The 24,904-nt window shown below is 68.4% G+C and carries 28 protein-coding genes, 1 tRNA gene and 3 pseudogenes; 15 read left to right on the top strand and 17 right to left on the bottom strand.

Annotated features, from left to right (window positions below; genetic code table 11):
* The first annotated feature begins 56 nt into the window (after nt 1–56).
* Entirely contained in the window at nt 57–707 is a 651-nt protein-coding gene (locus ACWGE0_RS40950; RefSeq protein ID WP_452266268.1) for an anti-sigma factor, read from the top strand.
* A gap of 82 nt (nt 708–789) precedes the next feature.
* On the opposite strand, the gene ACWGE0_RS40955 is transcribed toward ACWGE0_RS40950, so the two are convergent.
* Together ACWGE0_RS40955 and ACWGE0_RS40960 are read right to left on the bottom strand one after the other, a co-directional pair.
* Entirely contained in the window at nt 790–1,443 is a 654-nt protein-coding gene (locus ACWGE0_RS40955) for a fasciclin domain-containing protein (RefSeq protein ID WP_452266269.1), read from the bottom strand.
* Nucleotides 1,444–1,599: 156 nt separating this feature from the next.
* Nucleotides 1,600–3,099, bottom strand: coding sequence for a molybdopterin-dependent oxidoreductase (locus ACWGE0_RS40960; protein ID WP_452266270.1), 1,500 nt, complete (start codon nt 3,097–3,099; stop codon nt 1,600–1,602).
* Between the two features lie 54 nt (nt 3,100–3,153).
* On the opposite strand from ACWGE0_RS40960, the gene ACWGE0_RS40965 reads away from it, so the two are divergent.
* The gene (locus tag ACWGE0_RS40965; RefSeq protein WP_452266271.1) at nt 3,154–4,344 is read left to right on the top strand and encodes an amidohydrolase; all 1,191 of its coding nucleotides are present in this window, start codon (nt 3,154–3,156) and stop codon (nt 4,342–4,344) included.
* Here ACWGE0_RS40965 and ACWGE0_RS40970 read toward each other — a convergent pair.
* The gene (locus ACWGE0_RS40970; RefSeq protein ID WP_452266272.1) at nt 4,337–4,960 is read right to left on the bottom strand and encodes a TetR/AcrR family transcriptional regulator; all 624 of its coding nucleotides are present in this window, start codon (nt 4,958–4,960) and stop codon (nt 4,337–4,339) included. The genes ACWGE0_RS40965 and ACWGE0_RS40970 overlap by 8 nt on opposite strands.
* A gap of 68 nt (nt 4,961–5,028) precedes the next feature.
* On the opposite strand from ACWGE0_RS40970, the gene ACWGE0_RS40975 reads away from it, so the two are divergent.
* On the top strand, nt 5,029–6,639 hold the full coding sequence (locus ACWGE0_RS40975; RefSeq protein ID WP_452266273.1) for a flavin-containing monooxygenase: 1,611 nt from the start codon (nt 5,029–5,031) through the stop codon (nt 6,637–6,639).
* Here the strand turns inward: ACWGE0_RS40975 and ACWGE0_RS40980 are convergent.
* Nucleotides 6,618–6,914: pseudogene (locus ACWGE0_RS40980) on the bottom strand (SRPBCC family protein); the annotation flags it as partial. The gene ACWGE0_RS40975 and the pseudogene ACWGE0_RS40980 overlap by 22 nt on opposite strands.
* A 5-nt stretch (nt 6,915–6,919) precedes the next feature.
* On the bottom strand, nt 6,920–7,270 hold the full coding sequence (locus ACWGE0_RS40985) for a VOC family protein (RefSeq protein WP_452266274.1): 351 nt from the start codon (nt 7,268–7,270) through the stop codon (nt 6,920–6,922).
* Between the two features lie 110 nt (nt 7,271–7,380).
* Between ACWGE0_RS40985 and ACWGE0_RS40990 the strand changes: the two genes are divergently transcribed.
* From ACWGE0_RS40990 to ACWGE0_RS41005, 4 genes are all read left to right on the top strand, one after another.
* A complete protein-coding gene (locus tag ACWGE0_RS40990; protein WP_452266275.1) occupies nt 7,381–8,184 on the top strand; it encodes a helix-turn-helix domain-containing protein in 804 nt (267 codons plus the stop codon).
* Nucleotides 8,185–8,366: 182 nt separating this feature from the next.
* Nucleotides 8,367–10,640 (top strand): M4 family metallopeptidase, encoded by a 2,274-nt coding sequence (locus ACWGE0_RS40995; protein ID WP_452266276.1) that lies wholly within the window; start codon nt 8,367–8,369, stop codon nt 10,638–10,640.
* A 53-nt stretch (nt 10,641–10,693) separates the two neighbouring features.
* Complete coding sequence (locus ACWGE0_RS41000; RefSeq protein ID WP_452266277.1) at nt 10,694–11,302, top strand: lysoplasmalogenase; 609 nt, start codon at nt 10,694–10,696, stop codon at nt 11,300–11,302.
* Nucleotides 11,303–11,381: 79 nt separating this feature from the next.
* Nucleotides 11,382–11,455: transfer RNA gene (locus tag ACWGE0_RS41005), tRNA-Lys, on the top strand.
* Between the two features lie 127 nt (nt 11,456–11,582).
* Here the strand turns inward: ACWGE0_RS41005 and ACWGE0_RS41010 are convergent.
* From ACWGE0_RS41010 to ACWGE0_RS41020, 3 genes and pseudogenes are all read right to left on the bottom strand, one after another.
* Nucleotides 11,583–12,796 (bottom strand): annotated as a pseudogene (locus tag ACWGE0_RS41010) (IS110 family transposase).
* A 700-nt stretch (nt 12,797–13,496) separates the two neighbouring features.
* Nucleotides 13,497–13,673, bottom strand: a complete 177-nt coding sequence (locus ACWGE0_RS41015) for a hypothetical protein (protein WP_452266278.1) — start codon at nt 13,671–13,673, stop codon at nt 13,497–13,499.
* A gap of 116 nt (nt 13,674–13,789) precedes the next feature.
* Nucleotides 13,790–14,389: a TetR/AcrR family transcriptional regulator gene (locus tag ACWGE0_RS41020; protein ID WP_452266279.1), complete on the bottom strand. Its 600-nt coding sequence runs from the start codon at nt 14,387–14,389 to the stop codon at nt 13,790–13,792.
* A gap of 97 nt (nt 14,390–14,486) precedes the next feature.
* On the opposite strand from ACWGE0_RS41020, the gene ACWGE0_RS41025 reads away from it, so the two are divergent.
* Nucleotides 14,487–15,977 (top strand): carboxylesterase/lipase family protein, encoded by a 1,491-nt coding sequence (locus tag ACWGE0_RS41025; RefSeq protein WP_452266280.1) that lies wholly within the window; start codon nt 14,487–14,489, stop codon nt 15,975–15,977.
* 213 nt (nt 15,978–16,190) lie between these two features.
* Here the strand turns inward: ACWGE0_RS41025 and ACWGE0_RS41030 are convergent, their stop codons facing one another.
* The 4 genes from ACWGE0_RS41030 to ACWGE0_RS41045 form a co-directional block, all read right to left on the bottom strand.
* The gene (locus tag ACWGE0_RS41030; RefSeq protein ID WP_452266281.1) at nt 16,191–16,553 is read right to left on the bottom strand and encodes a tyrosine-type recombinase/integrase; all 363 of its coding nucleotides are present in this window, start codon (nt 16,551–16,553) and stop codon (nt 16,191–16,193) included.
* Nucleotides 16,553–16,768 (bottom strand): hypothetical protein, encoded by a 216-nt coding sequence (locus ACWGE0_RS41035; RefSeq protein ID WP_452266282.1) that lies wholly within the window; start codon nt 16,766–16,768, stop codon nt 16,553–16,555. Before ACWGE0_RS41035 ends, ACWGE0_RS41030 begins: the two co-directional genes overlap by 1 nt.
* A 247-nt stretch (nt 16,769–17,015) precedes the next feature.
* Nucleotides 17,016–17,267, bottom strand: a complete 252-nt coding sequence (locus ACWGE0_RS41040) for a hypothetical protein (RefSeq protein WP_452266283.1) — start codon at nt 17,265–17,267, stop codon at nt 17,016–17,018.
* Nucleotides 17,242–17,457: a hypothetical protein gene (locus ACWGE0_RS41045; protein WP_452266296.1), complete on the bottom strand. Its 216-nt coding sequence runs from the start codon at nt 17,455–17,457 to the stop codon at nt 17,242–17,244. The genes ACWGE0_RS41040 and ACWGE0_RS41045 overlap by 26 nt, the downstream gene beginning before the upstream one ends.
* Here ACWGE0_RS41045 and ACWGE0_RS41050 point away from each other — a divergent pair.
* Nucleotides 17,411–17,653 (top strand): annotated as a pseudogene (locus tag ACWGE0_RS41050) (integrase core domain-containing protein); the annotation flags it as partial. The gene ACWGE0_RS41045 and the pseudogene ACWGE0_RS41050 overlap by 47 nt on opposite strands.
* Before the next feature lie 82 nt (nt 17,654–17,735).
* Nucleotides 17,736–18,599: a DUF1963 domain-containing protein gene (locus tag ACWGE0_RS41055; RefSeq protein WP_452266284.1), complete on the top strand. Its 864-nt coding sequence runs from the start codon at nt 17,736–17,738 to the stop codon at nt 18,597–18,599.
* 230 nt (nt 18,600–18,829) lie between these two features.
* Here ACWGE0_RS41055 and ACWGE0_RS41060 read toward each other — a convergent pair whose 3' ends face one another.
* A complete protein-coding gene (locus ACWGE0_RS41060; RefSeq protein WP_452266285.1) occupies nt 18,830–19,414 on the bottom strand; it encodes a TetR/AcrR family transcriptional regulator in 585 nt (194 codons plus the stop codon).
* Nucleotides 19,407–19,547, bottom strand: a complete 141-nt coding sequence (locus ACWGE0_RS41065; RefSeq protein ID WP_452266286.1) for a hypothetical protein — start codon at nt 19,545–19,547, stop codon at nt 19,407–19,409. Before ACWGE0_RS41065 ends, ACWGE0_RS41060 begins: the two co-directional genes overlap by 8 nt.
* Nucleotides 19,548–19,728: 181 nt before the next feature.
* Between ACWGE0_RS41065 and ACWGE0_RS41070 the strand changes: the two genes are divergently transcribed.
* The 3 genes from ACWGE0_RS41070 to ACWGE0_RS41080 are packed head-to-tail and all read left to right on the top strand — an operon-like array spanning nt 19,729 to nt 21,573.
* Nucleotides 19,729–20,565, top strand: coding sequence for an alpha/beta fold hydrolase (locus ACWGE0_RS41070; protein ID WP_452266287.1), 837 nt, complete (start codon nt 19,729–19,731; stop codon nt 20,563–20,565).
* Nucleotides 20,558–21,181, top strand: a complete 624-nt coding sequence (locus ACWGE0_RS41075) for a TetR/AcrR family transcriptional regulator (RefSeq protein WP_452266288.1) — start codon at nt 20,558–20,560, stop codon at nt 21,179–21,181. The genes ACWGE0_RS41070 and ACWGE0_RS41075 overlap by 8 nt, the downstream gene beginning before the upstream one ends.
* A complete protein-coding gene (locus ACWGE0_RS41080) occupies nt 21,178–21,573 on the top strand; it encodes a hypothetical protein (protein ID WP_452266289.1) in 396 nt (131 codons plus the stop codon). Before ACWGE0_RS41075 ends, ACWGE0_RS41080 begins: the two co-directional genes overlap by 4 nt.
* Before the next feature lie 415 nt (nt 21,574–21,988).
* Here ACWGE0_RS41080 and ACWGE0_RS41085 read toward each other — a convergent pair whose 3' ends face one another.
* The 3 genes from ACWGE0_RS41085 to ACWGE0_RS41095 all read right to left on the bottom strand — a co-directional run bounded on the left by ACWGE0_RS41085 (nt 21,989) and on the right by ACWGE0_RS41095 (nt 23,964).
* Nucleotides 21,989–22,810, bottom strand: a complete 822-nt coding sequence (locus tag ACWGE0_RS41085; protein WP_452266290.1) for a hypothetical protein — start codon at nt 22,808–22,810, stop codon at nt 21,989–21,991.
* Nucleotides 22,807–23,298, bottom strand: a complete 492-nt coding sequence (locus tag ACWGE0_RS41090; RefSeq protein WP_452266291.1) for a SigE family RNA polymerase sigma factor — start codon at nt 23,296–23,298, stop codon at nt 22,807–22,809. The genes ACWGE0_RS41085 and ACWGE0_RS41090 overlap by 4 nt, the downstream gene beginning before the upstream one ends.
* Nucleotides 23,299–23,373: 75 nt before the next feature.
* Nucleotides 23,374–23,964: a TetR/AcrR family transcriptional regulator gene (locus ACWGE0_RS41095; RefSeq protein WP_452266292.1), complete on the bottom strand. Its 591-nt coding sequence runs from the start codon at nt 23,962–23,964 to the stop codon at nt 23,374–23,376.
* A 112-nt stretch (nt 23,965–24,076) separates the two neighbouring features.
* Here ACWGE0_RS41095 and ACWGE0_RS41100 point away from each other — a divergent pair, with 112 nt between their 5' ends.
* Nucleotides 24,077–24,511, top strand: a complete 435-nt coding sequence (locus tag ACWGE0_RS41100; RefSeq protein ID WP_452266293.1) for a DUF6069 family protein — start codon at nt 24,077–24,079, stop codon at nt 24,509–24,511.
* 49 nt (nt 24,512–24,560) lie between these two features.
* Entirely contained in the window at nt 24,561–24,797 is a 237-nt protein-coding gene (locus tag ACWGE0_RS41105; protein ID WP_452266294.1) for a hypothetical protein, read from the top strand.
* Nucleotides 24,798–24,904 lie beyond the last annotated feature (107 nt).

The raw sequence follows: 24,904 nt of genomic DNA on the forward strand, positions 1-24,904 counted from the left end.
AGCCGGCGCGTCTGGCGAAGGGCAATCCGGTCACCGGACAGCTTCGAAGAAGAGACGTGAAGCCGGGAATAAAGCGTGCGATCAACCCGCACCTGCTGACCGGTGCCCACGCACTAGGCGCGCTGCCCGATGCCGAACGGATCGAGTTCGAAGCACACCTCGGCAGGTGCCGGAGCTGTGCGGAGGAGTCGGCCGGCCTGAGGGAGACCGCGGCCCGGCTCGGCAACGCCGTCGACCACGTCTTGCCGAACGCCCTCCGGCCACGGGTGCTGGCCGCGGTCCGGCACGTGCGGCAGGTTCCGCCGGCCTCCGAGACCGGGACGGTTTCCTCGCGGCGTCAAGGTTTCCGGCGCGCCGCGGTGCTCGTCTCGGCTGCCTGTGTGGTCGCCGCGGCCGTGGCCGCGCCGGATCTGCGGCTCGTCACCGCGGGAGATCCAGCGGGCACCGCGGTGATGTCCAGCAGCCGCAACGAGATGGTCTTCCTGGCGGGCAACCTCCGCACGTTGCCGCACGACCGCGTCTACCAGCTGTGGCTGGTGGACGACCACGGTCCACGATCAGCGGGCACCCTGCGCCCGACGGGCGGAGCGATGATGTTGCTGGTGACGGAGATCGAGGGAGTCAGCGAAGCCATGCTGACCGTCGAGCCCGCGGGTGGATCACCCGGCCCGACGAGCGCTCCGGTCCTCACCATCACCTTTCCCTGACGCGGAAGGTGATCCGGTTCGAGACGTGAAAACTCCGGGAACAGCGAGGCTGTTCCCGGAGTTCGTCGTGCTACCGATCCGCTTACGCAGGCAGCAGGACCGAGTCGATCAGGTAGACGGTGGCGTTCGCGGTGTGCACGCCGCCGCAGATCACGTTGGCGTCGTTGACCTTCAGCGCGTTGCCCGAGCCGGAGACCTTGACGGTGCCGGTCTGCACGGTCTTCTGGTCACCGGCGATCTTGTCGGGCGAGATCTGGCCGGGAACGACGTGGTAGGTCAGGATCTTGGTCAGCAGCGCGTCGTCGGTCTTGAGCTTCTCGATCGTCGCGGCGTCGATCTTCGCGAACGCCGAGTCGACCGGCGCGAACACGGTGAACTCGGCGCCGTTGAGCGTCGAGACCAGGTTGACCTTCGGGTTGAGCTTGCCCGACACGGCACTGACCAGCGTCGTGAGCAGCGGGTTGTTGCTCGCGGCGACGGCGACCGGGTCGGCGGCCATACCCGTGACGGAACCGGCGCCGGACGGGACCTGCTTGGCGTAGTCGGCACAACCGGGGCCGACGAGGTCCTTGGCCGGATCGGCCATCGCGGCGGACGACGGCGCCGTCGAGGTGGCCGGGGTCGGCGCGGTGCTGGAGCCGCTGCTCGCCATGTCGCCAGAGCCGCAGGCAGCTCCGAACAGGGCGAGCGAGACGGCGCCGGCGGCCAGAACGGTGCTGCGGACGGTCTTGTTCATGTCGGAACATCTCCAAGGGGTGATCGGGCAGTTGCTATCGGTGATTCGCCACCACCAAGGCGCCGGATGGGTCTGGTTATCGACCTGTTACCAACCGATCCGCAAACCCCGCACTACCAGGCAGAACGACCGAAAGGTCCACTGTGGACAGATGTCCTAGCCGGGCACCGAGGTGAAGACCATCGAGTGCCAGCCGGTAGCACCGTCCGGGATCGGGGCGGCACGGTCGTTGGTCTGGGTGTAGCCGGTCCGGTCGGTGGCACGGCATTCCACGGTGTGGTTGCCCGGCGGCAGGTCCAGTTCGACCCGCCACATCCGCCAGGTGTCGACGTTGACCTCGGTGCTGAGCGTCGCCTGCTGCCACGGCCCTCCGTCGACCCGGATCTCGACGCGGTCGACACCGGTGTGCTGGGCCCAGGCGATCCCCGCCGCGACGAACCGGCCGGCCGGCACCCTCTCGAACGACTTCGGCCGGTCCACTCTGGACATCACCTTGACCGGCGCCTTCTTCGCCCAGCCGCGCTGGGCCCAGTACGGGTCGAACGCGCCGAAGGTGGTGAGTTCGGCGTCCACCAGCCACTTCGTCGCGGAGACGTAGCCGTACAGGCCAGGTACCACCATGCGGGCCGGGAAACCGCGCTCGAGCGGCAACGGCTCGCCGTTCATCCCGAGGGCCAGCAACGCGTTCGAGCCGGGCGCCATGATCGAGGCGACCGGGGTACCGCACGTCCAGCCGTCCACGCTGCGCGTCGCGAGCTGGTCGGCACCAGGACGCACACCGGCGTCCCGCAACAGGTCGGGCAGGGAGACGCCGATGAAGTTCGACGTGGAGATGTACGGGCCGCCGACCTCGTTGGACACGCACACCAGCGTGATGGTCTTCTCCACCAACGGACGCCGCAACAAGTCGTCGTAGGTGAGCACCATTTCGTTGTCCACCATGCCGTGCACCCGCAACCGCCAGTCCTCCGCACGCAGGCGAGGCACCGTGAGCGCGGTGTCGACTCGGTAGAACTTCTCGTTCGGCGTCAGGAACGCCGGCGTGCCCTCGCGGGAGAAGTCAGCGCTGAACGGGATCTCCGGCGCGGTCTCCCTGGGCCGCAGCGTGATACCGCGCCGGGACGCCTCGACGTCCACCCGGCCGGCGAGCCACTGCCCGCCCGCCGCCGCGACACCGGCACCCGCCGCGATCGCCGCGGTCGACAGCAGGAACCTCCTCCGCCCCGGCACGACCACCGGCGCCTGGGACCACAACCAGCGGAACGCCGCGACACCGACCACCAGGCTCGCCAACGGGGCGACCACCGACCACCCGGTCGTGGTCGGCCGGGCCAGCACCGCGGCGACGCCGAGCAGGCCGAGCACCCCGGCGAGGGCGGTACCGGGCCAGGGACTGCGGCGGGACAGGAGCCCCGCCACCACACCGAGCCCCGCGAGCGCGACCGCCATGCCGCCGAGCAGCACCAGCTTGTCGTTCTCGCCGAACGTGCGGATCGCGAAGTCCTTGACCGGGTGCGGCGTCAGGTCGATCGCGGTGTTGCCGACCGCGAGGAACGGCGAGGCCAGCGGGCTCACGAGCCCCGCGACGAGGTGCCCTGCCGCCAGCGCCGCGGCCACCGACACCAGGCCGATGAGGATGGTTCGGGTTGCCTTCACGCCTGTGCTTCGGAACGAACCGCGCACCGGATTGGCTCGTGACAGGATCGGGTGATGACCGACCTGCGCGAGCTCTACCTCGATCTGCACCAGCACCCCGAGTTGTCGTTGCAGGAGTTCCGCACCGCCGGACTGCTGGCGGACGCACTGCGGCCGTTGGGCTTCGACGTCACCACCGAGGTCGGCGGCACCGGCGTGGTCGGCGTGCTGCGCAACGGCGACGGTCCGGTCGTGCTGCTCCGTGCGGACATCGACGCGTTGCCCGTCGAGGAGAAGACCGGTTTGCCTTACGCCTCCACCGCTCGTGCGACCAACTCCGACGGCGAAGACGTGCCGGTGGCGCACGCGTGTGGGCACGACATGCACGCCACATGCCTGATCGGTGCGGCCGAGCAGCTCGTGCAAACGCGTGCGGAGTGGTCCGGCACGTTGCTCGTGGTCTTCCAACCGGCGGAGGAGCTGGGCTGCGGCGCGCGGAACATGGTCGACGACGGGCTGTTCGAACGGTTCGGCAAGCCCGACGTGGTGCTGGCGCAGCACGTCGGGCCGTTGCCCGCCGGGATGATCGCGTACGGCAGCGGGCCGGTGATGGCCGCGTCCGACGCGGCTCGGATCACGTTGTACGGGCGGGGCGGACACGGGTCGGCGCCGGAGACCACGGTCGATCCGGTGTTGATGGCGGCGCATGTTGTCGTGCGGTTGCAAGGGATCGTCGCGCGCGAGATCTCACCGTCGGAGCGTGCGGTCGTCACGGTTGGGCGGTTGCAGGCGGGCACCAAGTCGAACGTGATTCCGGAGGCGGCCGAGATCGGGGTCAGCATCCGGACGTTCAGCGAGCACAACGCCGGCATCGTTCGCAGTGCTGTCGAACGCATCGTGCGTGCCGAGGCCGCCGCGTCCGGGGCGCCGCGGGAGCCGGAGATCGAGTGGCACGGCGCCACTCCGGTGCTCACCTCCGATCCCGATGCGACCGCGCGGACGGTGGCGGCGTTCACCGGGCACTTCGGCGCGGAACGGCTGATTCCCAACGCGTCGGTCAACGCCAGCGAGGACGTGGGCGTGTTCGGAACGGCCGCCGGGGTGCCCACGGTGTTCTGGTTCTTCGGCGGCATCGACTTCTCGAACTGGGAGCCGGGGCGCGTGGTGGCGATGAACCACTCCCCCGAGTTCGCGCCGGAGATCGAGCCGACGCTGACCACCGGGGTCGACGCGCTGGTCGTGGCCGCGCGGGCGTGGTTCAGCTAGCGATTCCGTCGTACATCACGCGTCGAACGGCCTCGCTGAGCGCGCGCTGGTCTTCCGGCGTGCGCAGTGAGGTGATGGCCGAGCCGAGGATCATGCCGTTGATGGCCCTGGCGGTGTTGCCGACGTCGAGGTCGGCGCGCAGGTAGCCCAGCTCGACGCCGTGCGACAGGTAGGCGGCGGTCAGCGCGGCGGCCAGGTCGAACAGGTCGAGGATGCGTTCGGCCATGGCCCGGTCGATGCCCGGCGCTTCGAAGAGCAGCAGCCGCGGCACCCTGGGGTCCTCGCCGAAGATGCGGGCCAGCGACTCGCCGATGCGTGCGGACTGCTCGCGGTACTCGGCGAGCGTGGAGACCGCGTCCGGCGCGTTCTCCGCGGTGAGGGCGCCGGTGATGCGGGCGACCAGGTCGTCGACCACGTGGTCGACGATGTCCCGCTTGTTCTGGAAGTAGCGGTAGAACGTGCCGTGCCCGATGCCCAGCCGCGTGGCCACGTCGGCGATGCCGGTGGCGTGGTAGCCGCGTTCGGCGAAGCAGTCGAAGGCCGCGTCGATGATCTCGCGGCGCAGCTCCAGCTTCTTGCGCTCGGCCCTGCTCACTGGTTCGGCACTGGACGTCATGCACCCAAGTCTATGACCTGCGGACACTTGTGATCACCTGAAAACTGACATACGGTTCCGGAACTGACATGAGATTCCGTTTCGGCGAGGAGGTCAGGGTGGCCCCGCAGTACGACGCGGTCGTCGTCGGTGCCGGGTTCGGGGGCATGGGCGCGGCGATCGAGCTCAAGCGGCTCGGCCATCACGACCTGCTGATCCTGGAACGGGAGGACGACCTCGGCGGCACCTGGCACGTGAACCGCTATCCGGGGCTCGCCGTGGACATCCCGTCCTCGACCTACTCCTACTCGTTCGAGCCGAATCCGCACTGGTCACGACTGTTCGCGCCGGGCGAGGAGCTCAAGCGGTACGCCGAGCACGTCGCGGACAAGTACGACCTGCGCCCGTCGATGCGCTTCGGTGTGGAGGTGACCGGCGCGGTGTGGCGGGACGACCACTGGGAGGTCGTCGCGGGCGGCGAGACGGTCACCGCGCGGTACCTGGTGACCGCCACCGGGTTCCTGTCGATGCCGAAGACGCCTGACATCGCGGGCATCGACACGTTCGCCGGCGAGGTCGTCCACACCGCCGCCTGGGAACCGACGGAGCTGAGCGGCAAGCGGGTGGCGATCATCGGCACCGGCGCCACGGCGGTGCAGCTGATCCCCGAGCTGGCGAAGTCCGCGTCCGCGTTGACGGTGTTCCAGCGGACGCCGATCTGGGTCAGTCCCAAGCCCGACTACCGGATTCCGCGCGCTGTCAGGACGTTGTTCGCACGGCTGCCGTTCGTCCAGCGGGCCGTGCGGTGGCTGGGCAGTTCGATCCTCGAGCTGATGATGATCTCGGGAGTGGTGCACTACAAGCAGTTGCGGATCGCGAACCGGCTGGCCGAGCGGTGGTGCCGGACGCATCTGCACCGCCAGGTCCGCGATCCCGAACTGCGTCGCAAGCTCACGCCGGACTACTCGTTCGGCTGCAAGCGGCCCACGTTCTCCAACGACTACTTCCGCACGTTCACCAAACCGCACGTGCACCTCGAAACGTCCACCGTCGAACGGATCGACGCCACCGGTCTGGTGACCGCTGAGGGCCGGGTCGACGTCGATGTTCTCGTGCTGGCAACGGGATTCGACCTCTGGGACACGAACTTCCCGGCGTTCGAGGTGATCGGGCGGGACGGCAAGGACCTCGGCGCGTGGTGGCGGCAGAACCGGTTCCAGGCCTACGAAGGCGTGACCGTGCCTGGCTTCCCGAACTACCTGTCGCTCAACAGCCCGTACTCCTACAGCGGACTGTCGTACTTCACGACGATCGAGTGCCAGATGACGCACATGCGTCGGCTGTTCACCGCGATGCGCGCACGTGGTTCGTCGGTCTTCGAGATCACGCAGCAGGCCAATGACGAGTTCCTAGAACGGATGCGCGCCAAGGTCACGCAGAACTCGGTGTTCTCCCTCGGCCAGTGCTCCACCGCGCACAGCTACTACTTCAACCAGCACGGTGAAGCCACGCTGCTACGGCCGACCTCCACGGTGAGCGCACACCGTGCGGCGAACAGCTTTCCGGTGTCGCACTACGACTTCTCGAACGCCCGCTGGACGACCTCCAGGCCCCGCGACATCGAGTCGGCCATGGGCGCGGCCAACCGATCGGGCAGCACGTCGCGGGTCCACACCAGCCGGCAACGCCCTTCGCCGTAGGGAAAAGCCTGCATGGAAGCGTTGTCGTGCTCGGGTTCCACGCTGCCGCCGACGATCGAGTAGGCGATCCGGCGTGCTTCGTCGTCGACACCGATGCGCCGCTCCCTGACCACCGTGCCGTCGGCGAACGTGACGGTCCGGTAGTCGCCTTCCGCCTCGGTGCTCACCACGAAGCCCGGTGCCATCCGCGACGGGCCCGTGGCGAACTCCCCGATCACCTTCCACACGTCGTCGGCGCTCGACTCGATCACGATTTCCCTGCTGATGGAGGCCATGCGGGTCACCCTGCCAGACAGAGCAGGTGGCCCTGCGGGTCGGCCAGCACGGTCCACTGCCCCTCGCCGGGCTGGAAATCCGGTTTGGTGGCACCGAGTTCGAGCAGCTGCTTGACGGCGAGATCAAGGTCCGCGACCTGGAAGTCCAGGTGCGTTCCCGCCGAGCCGGGCCACGCGGGCGGCCGGTGGTCCGGCACGCGGACGAGGGCGAGCTGGACGCCGTCGCCGCCCAGGTAGACGGAGTCCTCGTCGCTGGAGGTCACCTCCCACCCCGTGACCGCGCGGTAGAACTCGGCCAGCGGGCCGGGATCGGCGCAGTCGAGGACGATCGTGGTGAGCTGGGCCAGTGCGGGCATGGTGTCGACTCCTTCTGGGTTGATGCGCACCAGCCTCCGCCGCGAGGGGTCCTGCGGTCTTGAACATCCTTGCGCCGAAAATTGTCAGACCCCGTCCCTAGCCTGGAGGGGTGCTCTCCTTCATCGACCTCGCGGCCCGCCCGGAGTTCACCGTGTCCGCGGTGGACTGCCGCGACGACCACCGCGGCTGGACGACGGAACGGCCGCGCGAGGACGTGCGGCTCGTGCTCGTGCGCAGCGGTGGATTCCGCCGCCGGGTGCGCGGTGTCTGCACCGATCTCGACCGCACGGTGGGCTATCTCGGGTTACCCGGCGAGGAGGAGCACTTCTCGCATCCCGCCGGTGGCGACGTGTGCACGTCGATCAGCCTGCGTGCCGACCTGTGGCGTGCGGTGGCCGGCGAGGCACCGCGATTAGCAGGATCGTCGCTGTACGTCGACGGCAGGCTCGACCTCGCCCATCGCCGGCTTCTCGCGGCCGCCCAGGACGACGGGGCCGAGGAACTGGTGGGCCTGGTGGCGCAGGCCGTCCGGCAGGTCGTCACCACGCCCGTTCCCACCGGCGCCGGTGACGAGGCGCTGGTGGCGAGGGCCCGCGCGGTGATCGGCGACGACCACCCGGCCGGGGCGAGCCTGCTTCCGCTCGCCGAGCTGCTGGGCGTCTCGCCGTACCGGCTGAGCCGTGCCTTCACCGGCGTGCTCGGGGTGTCGCTGACCCGCTACCGCAACGGGCTGCGCGTGTCCCGTGCGCTGGATCGGCTGGAGGACGGGGAGCCCAGTCTCGCCGTGCTCGCCGCCGACCTCGGGTTCGCCGATCAGGCGCACCTGTGCCGGACGGTGCGCGAACACCTGGGCCACACGCCAACCGCACTGCGCAGACTTCTTGGGGCAAAACGCACAACAACGCCTACATAGGAATGCGCGGCAGCAAGTCCGACAAAGGCCCACGAATAGTTGGGTGTGAATAAGTTAGTACTTGTTAACGATCGTCCGGGAACCCATTCTTTCCCTGCTCTGCCACCACATTCACCTCGACGAACCACCGGCTCCCCCTGCAACCGAGGGCCGGTGTCTTCGCCCTGCAACGAGGAGAACAAATGCAAGCCAGACGCACACTCGTGCTGGCCGCGGCAGGTTCCCTGGTCGCGGCCGTTCTCACCCAGACCGGCGCACCAGCCGTCGCCCAGCCCCCGAGCCAGACCGCCGACGCACTGGCGGTGGACGCGGCCGCGAGCCTCGTCGACAGCCGGCCTGCCCAACTGCACGCCAGCGCGAGCGACGAGTTCGTCCGCCACGCCGTCATCTCGTCGACCAACGGGCTCAAGTACATCCCGTACGACCGGACCCACAAGGGGATGCCGGTCGTGGGCGGTGACTTCGTCGTCGTCACCAACTCGACCGGTCAGGTCCTGCAGACCTCCGTCGACCAGAACGCGACGATCAACCTCGCCAGCACCACGCCCTCGGTCACCAAGGCCCAGGCCGAGACCACGGCCAGGACCGCGATATCCACTGTGGACAGTGTCGGCGCGGCGGAACAGGTCGTCTACGCGCTCGAGTCCACCCCGACGCTCGCCTGGAAGGTCACGGTCACCGGCCGCGACGCCGAGGGCCCGAGCAAGCTCGACGTGGTCGTGGACGCCGCCACCGGCAAGGTGCTGCGCAAGCAGGAACGCGTCATGCACGGCACCGGCACCAGCGGGTGGAACGGCCCGAACCCGGTCACCATCGCCACCACGCAGTCCGGTTCGTCGTACTCGCTCAAGGACCCGACGCTGACCAACGTCAGCTGCCAGGACGCGGCGAACAACACGACGTTCACCAAGTCCACGGACACGTGGGGCAACGGCACCCAGACCAACCGCGAGACCGGCTGCGTGGACGTGCTGTTCGCCGCGCAGACCGAGTCGAAGATGCTCACGCAGTGGCTGGGCCGCAACGGTTTCGACGGCAACGGCGGCGGCTGGCCGATGCGCGTCGGTCTGAACGACCAGAACGCCTACTACGACGGCAGCCAGGTCCAGATCGGAAAGAACTCCGCGGGCCAGTGGATCGGCTCGATCGACGTCGTTGCGCACGAACTCGGTCACGGCATCGACGACCACACGCCGGGCGGCATCTCCGGCGCCGGCACGCAGGAGTTCGTCGCGGACGTCTTCGGCGCCACCACCGAGTGGTTCGCCAGCGAGCCGTCGCCCTACGACACCCCGGACTTCCTCGTCGGCGAGACGATCAACCTCGTCGGCCGCGGCCCGATCCGCAACATGTACAACCCGTCCGCGCTGAACCACGCGAACTGCTACTCCAGCTCGATCCCGAACACCGAGGTCCACGCGGCCGCCGGCCCCGGCAACCACTGGTTCTACCTGCTGTCCCAGGGCACGAACCCGTCCAACGGGCAGCCCACCAGCACCACCTGCAACAACACGACGATCACCGGCCTGGGCGTCGAGAAGGCCATCAAGATCTTCTACAACGCCATGCTGCTCAAGACCTCGAGCAGCTCGTACCTGAAGTACCGCACGTGGACGCTGACCGCCGCGAAGAACCTCTACCCCGGCAGCTGCGCGGAGTTCAACACGGTCAAGGCCGCCTGGGACGCCGTCAGCGTGCCCGCGCAGTCGGCCGACCCGACATGCAGCGCGACCGGCACCGTCACCGTCAGCAACCCGGGCAACCAGTCCAGCACCGTCGGCACCGCGGTGAACGTGCCGCTGTCCGCGAGCGGCGGCACCGCGCCGTACAGCTGGTCCGCCACCGGCCTGCCGGCCGGCCTGTCCATCAACTCCAGCACCGGCGCCATCTCCGGCACCCCGACCACCGCCGCCACCTCGAACGTCTCCGTGACCGCCCAGGACAGCGCCGGCCAGAGCGGCTCCGCGTCGTTCAGCTGGACCGTCGGCACCGGCGGCGGCAACTGCTCGGGCCAGAAGGTCGCCAACCCGGGCTTCGAATCCGGCACCGCCTCCTGGACCGCGACGTCCGGCGTCATCGGCCAGCACAGCGCGGACGGCGAACCGGCCCGTTCCGGCACCTGGTCGTCCTGGCTCAACGGCTACGGCTCGTCGCACACCGACTCGCTGTCCCAGTCGGTGACGATCCCCGCCGGCTGCAAGGCGTCGCTGACGTTCTACGTGCACGTCGACACCAAGGAAACCGGCAGCACCGCCTACGACAAGCTCACGATCACGGCAGGCAGCACCACGCTCGGCACGCTCTCGAACACCAACGCCGCATCGGGCTACGTGCTCAAGACGTTCGACGTGTCCTCGTTCGCGGGCCAGACGGTGACCTTCAAGTTCACCGGCGTGGAGGACGCCTCGCTGCAGACGTCGTTCGTGATCGACGACACGGCACTCACCCTGAGCTGAATCCTGCTGGGCTGAATCTTCTAGCCTGAGCGCCTCGAAGGCGAGAGGTGCTCATGAGGAAGCAGGTGTACGCGGTTGCCGCGGTCGTGGACTCGATCGCGGCAACCGTGCAGCGTGCCAAGGCCGTACGTCCCATCACGAAGACGGCACTGATGCCCGCCCTCGCGATGGCCAGCCCGCCCCGCGACCCCGGCATGGCACTAGGCCTGGCCGGCTCGTGGGCAGGCGACGTGGCCCTGCTCGGCGACTCGGACCGGGCCTTCCGCACCGGCCTCTTCAGCTTCCTGGTGGCCCACCTCGGCTACACCGCGGCACTGGCCCGGCGCTCCCAGCCAGGCTCCCGCAAGGCCGTCGCGCCGATCGTCGCCGCCTCAGCCGCCGGAGCCTTCGCGTTCGCCCGCGCAGCAGGCCCACTGGGACGCCCGGTCGGCCTCTACGCGCTGACGCTCGGCACCATGGTCGCCGCAGCCTCGACCACCCGCGGACCGGGCGCACGACGCGTTTTCGTTGGTGCAGCACTGTTCGCGGTGTCGGACGCACTCCTCGGCGCCAGCCGGTTCGTCCTCAAAGGACGCGCGGCGAAGGTCGTCTCGGCCGGCGTGATGCCGACCTACACGGCGGCGCAGTGGCTCCTCCACACCGGAGCCGAACAGGGCGCATGACCCCCGCGCGAAAACCCGTTGGATGCCCTGTGCTAACGTTCTTGACGTCGGAACGAGCAAGGCTCCGGCACACAAACAAGCGCCGCTAGCTCAGTTGGTTAGAGCAGCTGACTCTTAATCAGCGGGTCCGGGGTTCGAGTCCCTGGCGGCGTACTCTAGAGAAGCAGGTCGACTTTCGAGTTGACCTGCTTCTCTGCTTTTCGGGTACTCATCCGAATTCTCCCTTTGGTCGTTCTGGATCATGGTTTGCGCGCCCGAGGACATCCCTGGGATTAAGAGGTCAGGCTGCAGCGGCGTGGTGCGCCCAGGCGGTGGTCTCGTCGTAGGTGGTGCGGCTGGTGAGGCAGCCGTGGAGGATCCCGACGAGCCGGTTGGCGAGGTGGCGCAAGGCGGCATTGTGCGGCACACCGCGAGCGCGTTGGCGGTCGTAGTAAGCGCGGGCTCCAGGTGACGCGCTCAGTGCGCTCATGGCCTGGCGCATGAGCGAGTCGACCAGTCTGGTGTTGCGCACGTACCGGCAGTTGACGGTGGTCTTGCGGCCGGAAGCGATGGTGACCGGGCTGGTGCCGGCGTAGTTCTTACGGGCCTTCGGACTGGCGTACCGGGTCCGGTCGTCACCGAACTCGCCGAGCGCCCGTGCGCTCAGGGTCTAGCCCATGCCTGGCGGGGACAGGTAGATCTCCGCGTCCGCATGCTTGCGCAAGCGTTTGACCATCTCACTCTCGACGGTCGCGATCTCCCCAACGAGCACGGCGATCACCGCCACCAACGACTTCACCGTCACGGCGTACGCGCGCTGCAGAGCCGCAGGCACGCGCAACTGCTCGGAGTGCAGAGCCTCGTGAATCCTCTCCGCTCGTTCATCGATCTTTCGCCTGCCTGCACGCTGGAGCGCCGCGACGATCTGCTCCCGCGTGACCTTGGCCGCGCGTCAGGGTCCGGAGCTCGCTTGAGCAGCTCGAGCACGTCGGGGGCGGCGAGGTCTTCGCCGAACGCGGCCAGCGCGGCCGGGTAGAAGTCCCTGAGTTGTGCCCGCAGCCGGGCAACCTGGCGCTGACGATCCCAGATCAGCGTCTGATGCATGCGAGCGAGCAGTTTGATGGCCTCGGACAGATCGCTGTCGCCTGCGACCGGGCGCAACTGGTGTGAGTCGGTGCGCACCATGTCGGCCAACGCGTGAGCGTCGGCGGCGTCGCTCTTCGCACCCGACAAGACGAACCGCTCGCGAAACCGGCCAGTCTGACGCGGGTTCACCGCGAACACCCGGTATCCAGCCGCGACGAGTGCTGTCACCCACGGGCCGCGATCGGTCTCGATCGCGATCAACACCTGTTCGGGCTCAACTCCGTCGGAGTGGTCGGCGATCAACGCGTGCAAGCGCGTGATGCCCTCCACGCCCTCGGGCAGGCGGACCGCGGCCAGCTTGCGGCCGGTCGCGTCCATGATCTCGATGTCGTGATGACCTTCAGCCCAGTCATCACCGACGAACAACACCTCACACACCTCCACGCCTCGACAACACTCGATCAGCGGGAGAACGCCAGCAGTCAATGGTCCTGTGCTCACACCAGCGCCACGGCGGTCACGACATCCCTTCAGCGGTCGCTCATCCCCGACCACCGGCAAGCGCACGCGCCTCGAGAAGGACTCACCCACTCCGCAATAGCCAAGTGCTCACCCACCAGCAGCCGTCGTCTCGCATCCTGCCGGTCCAACCGCGGCTATGGCCAAGCCAGGGCAGCATGCAGGGAATACCCTTCTGCCACAACGGTTCCGATGCTCGGCTAGCCACCTCCGTTGTCACCTAACGATGTGGCAGAGCCAACCGACACCCCAGCCGAGGGAACACCGCGCCGGCCTCGACAAACAACGCGTCCGCCAGCAAGTCCACGTCCGGATAGCGCAGAACCAACCACTCAGCTACTCGTCAGCAAGTGGGCCGGTCGCCGCTCGCTCCACACCCCGGTCTCAGCCAACGCGAACGAGTCGGCGCAATCGACATGAGCCGCCTGGCGCCTCACAGCCTCTGAATCACCGCCACCAGCTCACGAAGCATCCCCGCGCTGAACCAGTACATCTCTCCCAGCGACCACCACGGTGTCGGCGCCAACCACGTCCACAGGTATGCCGTCGATCGGCAACCGAATCCCGACAAAGGTCATGACAGGCTCTCCGGATGCCGAAACGTAGCTGATCAGGTAGCCGGCACCGACCAGGTGGCCTCGGCGAATACCTCGAAGAGCCCGGTGACGTCCAGCATCTTCATGCCATCGAACATGAGGAAGACGATTTTCGGGCCACGCACCACCTCAGCGGGCCAGACTGCTTCGACCGCCCAGAAAGGACGCTCCGCAGTGGCCTGGAACGACATCCCCGCGAAGACCGACCCTGAATTCAGCATGCAGGTCTACTACGCGAGGATCAACGTCCTCAGACAGTTCCTTTCCCCATGTTCTTGTCCCCGCCCGCCCCGTGTCCGTGGGCAGGTCACGTACTGCTGAACAGCCGGCCCAAGTGCACGTCGATCGCGGCGAGCGCGTCCTGGGGCTCGATCACGCCGAGTTCGATCAGGGACGTGAAGCCGGTAAGGGCGAGGAGCAGGTTGGTCTCGGTCGCCGGGTCGCGGCTGGAGTCGATGTGCCCGTCGGCGATCGCCTGGCGGACCAACTGCTCGACGAGGGCCCGCCCTTGGACGAGGCCGCGGCGCGCCTGCTCGTGCACGGCCTTGTCGTGCAGCGCCTCCAGGACGTAGGCGGCGCTCATCCGGCTGGTCGCGCGGCCGTCGGCATGCAGGGGGAGCATTTCCGCGAGTGTCAGCCGCAGCACGTCACGGGGGTGCGGACGGTCACCGAGCTTGTCGAGACCCTGGTGTACGCGCATCGAGGTCTGCTCGGACGCGAGATCCATGGCGAAGGAGAGCATGGCGGTCCGGGAGGCGAAGTAGTGCTGCAGCTGCCCGAGTGACATGCCCGCCTCCTGCGCCACCACGCGCATCGTCAGCTGTGTGACGCCGCGCTGCTCCACTACCCGCCACAGTGCGCGGGCGATCGCTTCGCGGCGTCCGCGGTGATCCACCTGTTTCGGCATCGCCGGCCCTTCCCTCGTACCCCCGGAACTGTTCCAATACAGTTGACATAATACATCTGACCCATAATCCTGGAGTCCACTCGAGGGAGGACTCGTCATGTCCGAACAGCCAAAGGTACGGACCACGGAAGGCGTGGTGCAGGGGCGCTGGCGGCAGGGGCACGCGGTGTTCCGCGGCATCCCCTACGCCCAGCCCCCGGTCGGAGCGCTCCGCTTCGCCGCGCCCGCGCCGCCGCATCGCTGGGAGGGGACGAGGCAGGCGGTCGAGTTCGGCCCCGTGGTGCCACTGTCCTTGCCGATCGCGGTGCCCCCGCAGGGCACCGACTGGCTGACGCTCAACGTCGGCACTCCGGATCCCGGCGCGGCGGGACTGCCGGTGCTGGTGTGGATCCCCGTGGGCGGCTACGTCTCGGCGGCGTCGAGCGACCCGATGTTCGACCCGGCGGCGCTGGCCGGGGCGGGAGTCGTCGTGGTGACCATCAACTGCCGCGTGGGCGCGGAGGGATTCGCGTTCCTCGACGACGTGCCGCCCAACCGCGGATTCCTCGACCAGATCGCGGCGCTGGAGTGGGTGCAGCGCAACATCGCCGCCTTCGGAGGAGACCCCGGCCGGGTCACCGTGGGCGGGGTGTCCGCCGGGGCGGGCTCGGTCGCCGCCCTGCTGACGATGAAGTCCGCGCGTGGCCTTTTCCGGCAGGCAATCGCCCATTCGGTGCCGGGGATGCACAGCACCCCCGCGCTGGCACGGCAGGTCACCGCCGCGTTCGCGGACCGGCTCGGCGCGGCGGGCCCCACCGCCGAGGCCCTGCGCGACATCGACCCGTGGCACCTGGCCGCCGAGCTCACCTCCTTCAACGCCGACCTCCACTCGCACCGGGAGAGCTGGGGACGCCTCACGGAGACCGGCACCGCGCTGTGTCCCGTCGTCGACGGCGAGGTCCTGCCGGAAACGCCGTGGCCCGCGCTGACCGGCGCACGTGCGAGCGGGACCGAACTGCTCGTCGGCCACACCCGGGACGAATTCCGGTACTTCAGCGTCATGAGCGGACGGCACGGCACCTTCACCGAGGAGGACGCCCGCGCGGCCTTGGAACTGCTCGCCCCACAGCCGGACGGCGCGCGGGCCTACCGTGCCGTGTTCCCGCAGGCAGGCCCGGAGGAGTTGGTGGAGACGGTGTACTCCGACGCCCTCTTTCGCATGCCGTCACAGAAGCTGGCCGAGGCGAACGCCGCAGCCGGCGGCACCTCGTACCTGTTCGAACTGTGCTGGGCCGCCCCTGCGCTCGGCGGCATCCTGGGCGCCTGCCACAGCCTCGACATGCCCCTGGCGTTCGGCACGCTGGACAGCCCCGTCGGCATCCAGCTCATCGGCGAGGTGCCCACTCCCGAGGCCGCCGCGCTCTCACGCGAACTTCAGGAGACATGGGTCCGCTTCGTCACCACCGGCGACGCGGGCTGGTCCGCTCACCGGCCCGGCGGGTACCTCACCCGCGTCCTGGACACCGAGTCCAAGACTCTGCCCTACCCCGAACAGGCATCCCGCCGGATCTGGGAAGACCACTCCCTCGCCCCCTTTGATCTCTCGTAGCTGCTCGGGAAGCGGCGCCCGAGGAGCCCGAGGCGTGCCCGAGATCCCCGACCTGCGACGACACTGGGCGGTACGAGGTAACAAGAGCACTCGGCTCATCCTGACCCTGAAGTGCGGAAACGACACCCACCGACATCACCCGGCACCACAGCAGGTGGCCACCCGAGGACTCTTAATCAGCGGGTCCGGGGTTCGAGTCCCTGGCGGCGTACTTCAGAGAAGCAGGTCGAGATTCATCTCGACCTGCTTCTTTGCTTTTCCGTACTCATCGTCATTCTCCGTTCCATCGTTGTGGATCATGTTTTGTGAGCCCGAGACGCGGATGATCTTCGATCGCGGGACGGTCCGGCATGCCCCGGACCGAGGGTAGGTGTCCGCGGTGATGGTGATCGAGGAGTGCCGCAGCATGGTGGACACGACCTTCATGTCCGCTCCCGATGCGAGAGCGAAGGTCGCGGCGCCGTGCCTCAGGTCGTGCAGGCGGATCGGCGGCAAGCCTGCCTGCTCGACAAGTGCGTTGAACAGGTCGGTGACGGCAGCTGGATGCAACGGTGAGCCATCGAGCTCGGTGAACATCAGGCCGAGGTCGACCCAGGCGTCTCCCGCCGCTTCACGCTCACGCTGTTGCCGGGGATCTCCCCCGTCTCAAGCCACCGCGCCACGCGGGCCTCGGTCCACACGAGGGGCTTGGGCCGTACCTCGGGAGGCAGCTCGACCTTCACGGCGGGGTTGAGGGTGATCAGCCCCTCGCCGTACATCGCGTCGTTGAGCCCCTTACGTGCTGTGGCCACGATCCGGTGCATCGACGCGACGCCGACCGGTCGGCGGTACCTCGCGCGAAGTCGGCGCTCTCCAGCTCGTCGAGCCAGATCCCGCCGAGGTACGGCACGAGGTAAAGCCGGATGTGGGACTCGTAGCTGCGGTAGGTGTTTCTTCGAGATGCCCTTCCGCTTCGGCAACCACCCCAGGAAGTAAGGGCCGACCTGGATGCGATCGCGCAGGCCGCCCTTCGGCCGCACCCGGCGACGCACGGTGTCCTCATCTGGGATCGGCGTCCTGCGCCGCGGTCTCGGAGTCGAAGGTCGTGCGGCGGCGAGGGCGCCGATCACCGTTCGCGTCTGCGGTCAGCTCGATGCGGTAGCCCCATGTGCCGTGCTCGCTCCTGCGCAGTTTCGGACAGGACTGGCCGAACAGCCTGTTCGTCGCCGGGTTGCGGCACGAACAGCGCTTGAAGGTGGAGCCGAGCGCGACGCCCTTCGACGCGTCAGCCGTTCTGGACTGGATGCCCATGATGCTCGCGCTGCGGGCTGCGCCCGAGCGAGCCCGAGAAATGGGTGAACTTGGCCCGAGACATAGGGAGTCCGAAAGCCCGGCCGGCGACGACGATGTCGACGACGGCAGGCAGCGCCATGACTTCGGCGACGGTCAACGGCATGGCCGCCGCGGTCGCCACGATCGGCGCCCGCCACAAGACCATCAAGCCGCATTGTCCTTGACAGAACGGCAAAGTCGAGCGGTGCAACCGCACCCTGCAGACCGAGTGGGCCTACCGCGAGATCTTCCTCGACAACAACGCCCGCACCGCCGCCCTGGCTTGATCACTACAACACTGAACGCGGTCACACCGCACTCGATGGCATCCACCCATCAGCCGCGTTCAGTCACCAACCTCATGACCAAGTACAGCTGGAGGAGCTGGACACCAGCGCTGTGGACAGTGAGGGGAGCGCTTCCACCGATCTGCGATCATGCTGCGCCATGGATCGTCACGAGCAGTTCCGCAGCGTCGCAATCGATCGAGGCATCCCGCAGGACGAGGCCGACAAGTTCGCCGACCAGCTCCGCTTCGCGATCTGGGCGGGTCCCAGCGGTGCCGGGGATGAGGTCGTCGGGCAGTTCGGTGGGCTTCCTGAGTTACCGGCGGGCATGGAGTGGCCGGGTGAGGAGTACCCGTTGCCGTTCATCGGCTCCGTCGACTGCGCGGCCCTTCCGCGAGCCGAAGGGCTTGACCTGCCGGCGGACGGTTCGCTGCTGTTCTTCCTGCACCACGAGGAAGACATGGAAGAACACCCCACCACCGAGTTCTCGCAAGTCCTCTACGTCCCGGCCGGCACGGAGACGGAGGTGGCATCACCGCCGCCCGGCCACGACACCAGGACGTTCTTCATGGAGCCCATCCCGTTCCTCGTTCCCGAGCGCAGGCTCACCGCATGGGTGCAACCGGTGCTGCCCGACTGGATCGAACGGCGCGATGTCCAGTCCGAAGCGGACGCCGTGAAGCAGTTGTGCGAGCTCGTCGACGAGCTCTGGCCGTCTCAGGACCGCTTCTGCACGCTTCGCATCGGCGGGTACTGCCGGGAGATCGGCGGCCAGGACAACCCGTACGCGCAGATGGCGTTCGACAGCGTCAGTAGCCTGCTGGCAGCTGATGCCGACACGTCGATGGAGGAGCGGTTCCGCCTGCAGGGCGAAGAGGAGCACCGGTTGATCCAGGAATGGTTGCCGCTCGCTCAGTTCCCCACGAACGGCGAGTTCTACTACGGATGCTTCCTGATCCGCTTTGATGACCTCGCCGCGAAGCGCTTCGACCAGATGCGTTCGTTCACCATGTTCACCGAATAGGGTCGTCGCTCGGTCAATGCGTTCACCGGCGGGCCCAGACCTCCGCCGGTGAACGCAGCGCGCTCGCGGCGACCAACGCCAAGCCCGCCGCTGCGCACACAGCGATGCGCAGCTGTCCTTCGCGGCCTTCATGGCGAGATCGCGAACCGCATCGCACGCCTCACTGCCGCCTCGCTGTCGAACTCACGCGTTGTTGCCGCGACCTCGCCACGCGGATCTGCGACAAGCGATCAGGAATTTTCGGCAGGCGGCGCGACTCTCTCCCTCAGGCCTGCGATCACAGCTTCGATCAGCACGCGGTAGCTGCGGTCGATGTCACGAGGCAGTCCGAAGCCACCGGCGCTCTCCAGGCTCGCGAAACCGTGGATCGCCGATCGCAGCGCGCGGGCGGCGTCGATCGCGTCGGCGTCGCGCAGGCCGAGTCCGGCGAGGATGTCGAACAGGGCTCGCAGCGAGTCGTCACTGACGCGGCGGTCTTCCTCATCGCCGGCCGCGGGTGCGCGGATAGTGGCCGTGTAGCGACCAGGGTGCGCGATGACCCAGCGGCGGTAGGCGTCGGCGAAGGCGTGGATCGCGTCCGGACCCGCTTTGCCGACGGCCGCTCTGGCCGCCACCTCGCCGAGCTCCCGTTTGGCCTGCAGGGCGATGCCGCGGCGCAGGGCGTCCAGGGACTCGACGTGCCGGTAGAGCGAGGGTGTTCGCACCCCGACCCGTTCGGCCAGCAGACCCATGGTCAGCGCTTCGAAGCCGACCTCATCGGCCAGTTGCGCGCCGGCCTCGATGACCGTGGCCGGAACGAGGCCCGCCCTAGGCACGGGCAGTCGCCGCGAGGAAGGTCAGCATCAGGGTCACCACTTCGCCGGGGTCAGCTGGACGCGCGGGCAGCCCCGCACCGTCGATCATCTCAGGCTCGCCCGGCTGAGCGCCTGCCGCGAACGCGTTCAGCACGCCGTCGACTCCAGCCCGCCCGACTGATCAGCCAAATCCCCTACGTGACGCTTCAGGCAGGCGCAGCAGCGATCCCATGCCTGAACGAGCCGCGCCACCACCTGAGACCCTGCACGTTGACAGCGGTTGCTAATCGGATTAGCTTAGAACTAACACCATTAGCTTTGCTTCGGAGGACGGCATGACCGAGTACCTGAACATCGCCGGCAACACCATCGCCTACGACGTGACCGGGCAGGGCCCGCTCGTCGTGCTGGCTCACGGCATCGGCGACAGCCGCCACTCCTACCGCTTCCTCGCCCCTGCCCTGGCCACAAAGGGATACCGGGTCGCGAACGTCGACATCCGCGGGTGCGGCGACTCGAGTCTCGGCTGGGACGGCTACACCCGCACCGACATCGCGGCCGACCTGGTCGCCGTCGCCCGCCACCTCGGCGGCCCGGCCGTGATCATCGGCCAGTCGATCAGCGGCGGTGCCGCGACCATCGCCGCCGCCACCGCACCCGACGTGATCACCGGCGTCATCGAGCTCGCGCCGTTCACCCGCGCGCAGTCCCTCGATCTCGCAGGACTGTTGCGCGTCAAGCGTTTCCGCGCGGGCTACACCCAGCTCGCCAAGGTCATGTTCGGCGGAAGCCTGGACAGCTGGAAGCGCTACCTCGACCTGGCGACGCCGGCCAAACCCGCCGACTGGGACGCCGAACTCGCCCGCATCGAGGCCAAGCTGCGCGAACCCGGCCGGATGAAGGTCCTCCAGGCCATGTGCAAGACCAGCCCCGCCGACGCCGGTGCACAGCTGGCCAACATCACCTGTCCGGTCCTGGTCATCGAGGGCAGCGACGACCCCGACTGGGCCGACCCCCGCGCCGAGGGCGAGAAGGTCATCGCCGACCTCCCCCGAGGACGCGGCGAACTGGCGATCATCGAGGGCGCCGGGCACTACCCGCACGTGCAGACACCCGACGAGGTCCTCGCGCTCGCCTTGCCGTTCCTGGCCAAGACACTGGCCCATGCCTAGAGGGCGACTGGCTCCCTCCTTGGTGACGGAGGCCGCGGCGGCGCTGGTCGACGAGATCGGCTTCGATCGCTTGACCATGGGCCTGCTGGCCCAGCGGCTCAAAGTCAAGACCCCTTCGCTCTACAAACACGTCAACAGCCTGGCCGACCTCGTTCATCGGATCGCCGTCCTGGCCGCGACGGAACTCGGCGACGCCCTCCGTGACGCGACGCAAGGCGTCGCCGGTGGCGATGCTCTCGCCGCTGCGGCACGGGCACTGCGGAGGTACGTGAGCGAGCACCCCGGCCGCTATGCGGCGGTCAGCAGCGCACGTCCGGACGGCCCCGACGACCCGCTCATCCCTGCAAGAAGCCGGTTGCTCAGCTCCTTCACGGCAGTGTTGCGCGGGTACCGGCTGGATCCCAGGCAGGAGATTCACGCACTGAGGATGTTGCGCAGTGTGATGCCAGGGATCGCGACGACGGAAGCGGCAGGCGGGTACCAGATCGACGTGGACGTCGACGACAGCTTCACCTGGATGATCACCTTCATCGACAACGGCCTGCGTGCCATCACCTGCCCTTCGGGCATGCGGTGCCCCACACACCGAACAGACGACAGGCGGCCATTGCTGTGAACGACAAGAAACAACCTGGGCACGACTACCTCAGCGGAGGTCTGCGTTTCCTCGCCGAACTGATCGCGTGGGTGATCGTTCCCCTGGCCCTGTGGTCGCATTCGGCGCTCCTGGCGATCGGCGCCGTGGTCGTGCTGATCGGTCTGCCGGCGATCTTCAGCACGCCAGGCGACAGGCCGAGCGGCGTCGCGCTCGTCCCGGTACCCGGCTTCGTGACCATCCTGCTGGTGCTGATCCAGCTCGCGGCGGCGACAGCGGCAGCATGGGTGCTGGGGCCGAGTTGGTTCGCACTCGGGGTGACTGTGCTCTGCGTGATTGTGACGGTCACCGAACAACCACGGTGGCGGTGGCTGATGGCTGCGTCAGGTGGGCGTGGCGCCCGAACACGATGAACGACCTGCGCTGTCGTCAATGGTGGAATCGTTGGGGGCGAAACGCCGTACGGATCGCCAGGGTGCCACCCTCGGCATGTGATCCCTCGTCGCGCATCCCGCCCCATACGCGCCTGGTCTGCCAACATCGCCGTGCCGGCTACCCGGCCTGTCGGTCTGCGGCGCCATCTACGCCGTGGTGCGGCTGGTGAAGCAGCCGTGGAGGATGCCGACGAGGCGGTTGGCGAGGTGGCGTAGGGCGGCGTTGTGTGGCACGCCGCAGGCGCGTCTTTTGGGGCCGAGCCCCCAAACCCCCAGCCGACGGGCTCCTCCCCCGGACCCCCGAGCGGCGTCCTCGTGCGCGTTGGCGGTCGTAGTGGGCACGCGCTCCCGGTGATGGGCCGCCACCGAGGTGACCGGCCCATCACGAACCTCGTCACCACTTGCCGGAGGTGACGATCGCCTTCAGCTGGTCGAGGGTCAGTGGCGGCTGCGACGAGAGGACCCGGCCGCCCGGCGAGCCGATCACAGCGCCATTGGGGTCTTCCTGGTTGCCGACGCGCATGAGGATCGTCGTCCCGTCGGGCCGCTTGAGGCACGCCAGGTACGAGACCGCGCTGGGATACGGCCGCGCGGTCTCGGTCGCCAGCCGGGAGCCGTCGGGCAGCGTGCTGACATGACAGTCCTCTCGTCGAGTTGGAGTCATGCCGGGACCCGTGCGGTTGAAGCTGCACCACACGCTGGGCTCGGAATCGCCGGCGGGAAGGATCGTCAGGATGAAGCTCCCGGTGATGCCCGCGGAGGTCAGCGTCCCGAAGACAAGCGCGTGGGAGGGGACGTCCGGGTTCGGCACCTGTGGTGTCACGACCGATCCTGTCCCCGGTGGCGCGGGGTTCCCCGAGGACGGGAGAGCCCCCGGCCCTGGCACGTCGATTTTTTGGGTCACCTCGAACGTCGCGGTGTCGCCGAGCACCACCCTGAACCGGGCGATCAGGTCGTCCGGCGAGGTGGGAACCGGGCTGCGCGCCGCGGTCGCGGACAGTGCGGTCGCCGGGCCGGCGGCGGGCGTGCCGGAGCCGCCCGGCACCAGCCACACCGCACCCGCGACCAGGCCCGCCACCACGACGACGGTGGCCGCGACGGGTACCAGCCGCATGGCCCGCCGCGGCCGCACGACCGGGGCCATACCCGGGGCCACGGCGTCGACGCGCCGCTCCAACTCGGCGAAGGCGTCGTGGAGGGTCCGCAGGTCGCTCATGAGGTCTCCTGGAAGTTGGGGGCGGTCGCGGTGAGGTCGATGCGCAGAACGTTGAGTGCCCGATGGATCTGACTGCGCACGGTCGGCTCCCGGCATCCCAACTGCGTGGCGATCTCCCGGTCGGACAGGCCCGCGTAGTAGCGCAGGACCACGGCCGCGCGCTGCTTCCTGGGCAGGCCGGCGAGGCGGCGGATCATCACGTCCCGCTCGGCGCGCTCGTCCGCGCCGTCGGAGATCACCATCGGCTCGACCTCGGCGCGCGGGGACGTGCGGGTCAGCATCCTGCGCCAGGACAGGTACTCGTTGACGACCATCCGCCGCACGTAGGCGTGTGGCTCGTCCATCCCCGAGATCCGTTCCCAGCGCTCGAACGCCCGGCCCAGCACATCGCTCACCAGGTCCTCGGCCAGCCACGTCCGGCAGGTCAGGACCATGGCGAACCGCATCAGCGCTGGCCGCTCCCTTGCCACGTACTCGGCAAACTCCACCGGCCACTCCCGATCGTCGACTCGACCTCGATTTCGCACCCCTAATGGAGAAGTGACCCCGAACGTTGCATTCGATCACTCAACGGCTGCCGAGGACTCTCGAGGATCGGGCCGGTGCCCGTGCAGGAACCGCCGCACGACGGCCTCGGGATCGACGGGCGCCTGGGTCGCCCGCTGGTCGACCCGCCGGGCGATGGCCCGCATCATCACCGGGCCCACCAGCGCGAAGAACGTGTGCCGTGGCGGCTCCGCGACGAGGGCTCCGCGGCGCTGGTGGTGCAGGATCACGGCGTCCACCCGCTCCAGCAGTGCCTCCGGTTCGGTGAGCACGGCCGCCACCTCGGGGCTGAACTTCGCCTCCCTCATCAGGGTCAGCACCACGCCGCCGCGCGTTTCGTACAGCCGCGAGTAGTAGGTCACGATCGTGAGCAGGTCGGCGGCCACGTCGTCGCCGGGTGCGTCGAGGTCGAGTGCGAACCCCGCGAAGTTGCGGCGAACGGCCTGCCTCAGCAGGTTCTGCTTGGAGCCGAACCGGCGGAACAGCGTCGCCTCGTTGATTCCGGCGGCGTCGGCGATCGCGCGGGTGGCCGCCCGTTCGTAGCCCTGTTCGGCGATCACCGCCAGCACCGCGTCGAACACCGTCTCGTCGGTCACCCGGCTGGCCACGCGTCCTCCTCCATCCTCAGCTGATGCAAGTGTTCACTTGCATCAGCGTGACCGCATGGCTACGGTAATTGCAAGTGACCGCTTGCAATTCAGCTTACCGAAGGACGGGCTCATGGCCGACACCAGCTTCCCCGCTCCCTCCTCGACTCTCGCGCCCAGCACAGCGGAGGTCGTCATCGGCCTTCTCGGTGCCGCGGTCGTCTCGATCGCGGTCAACTCGCTGATCGCCCTGGTGGCGGGCAAGTTCGTGCCCGCGGGTACCGAACGCATGGGCTTGGCACTGGCCGAGTACGCGCCGGCCACGGTGATCGGGATCCTGCTCGGCACGCTCGGCTGGTACCTCGTGCGACGCTCCGCCCGCGACCCGCAGCGAGTGCTGCGCGTTCTGGTGCCTGTCGTCGTCGTGCTCTCGTGGATCCCGGACCTGGGCATTCTCGCCGCTGGCGCCACCTTGGTGAACTCGCTCGCGCTGATCGCGATGCACACCGTCGTCGCCGTCGCGACAGTGCCGGTGCTGTCCCGTGTCCTGCCACTGCGGGCCAAGTGAGCCGCGCGGGACGGTCGCCATCCTCTCCGCGACAGAGGAGGGTGAGGGCATGTCCTCACCCAGCTGCGGTTCCGGCGACACCGCCGCGGCGCTGCGCCTCGTCGACGCGATCGCGAGACGTGCCGCGCTGCACGAGGCCGTGGGCGTCGTGCAGGCCTGGGGCGGAGGGCTGGAGCGGTTGCGCGATCAGCACGACGACGCCGATCGTGAGGCGGAGGTCGCGCGCGTCAACGCCGTCGTCGACGCCGCGGCTGAGCGACGAGCGGATCCTGATTGGGACGACTAGCGCTGGGGACGACTAGCTGTAGTGCCCTGAGAGGTTAGGAACGCGGCTGGCGGGTGGCTGGCCTGCAAGTGCGGTGTGACCGCGGTGGTGATTGTAGAGATGCAACC

This window comes from Lentzea sp. NPDC054927, from assembly GCF_053610285.1.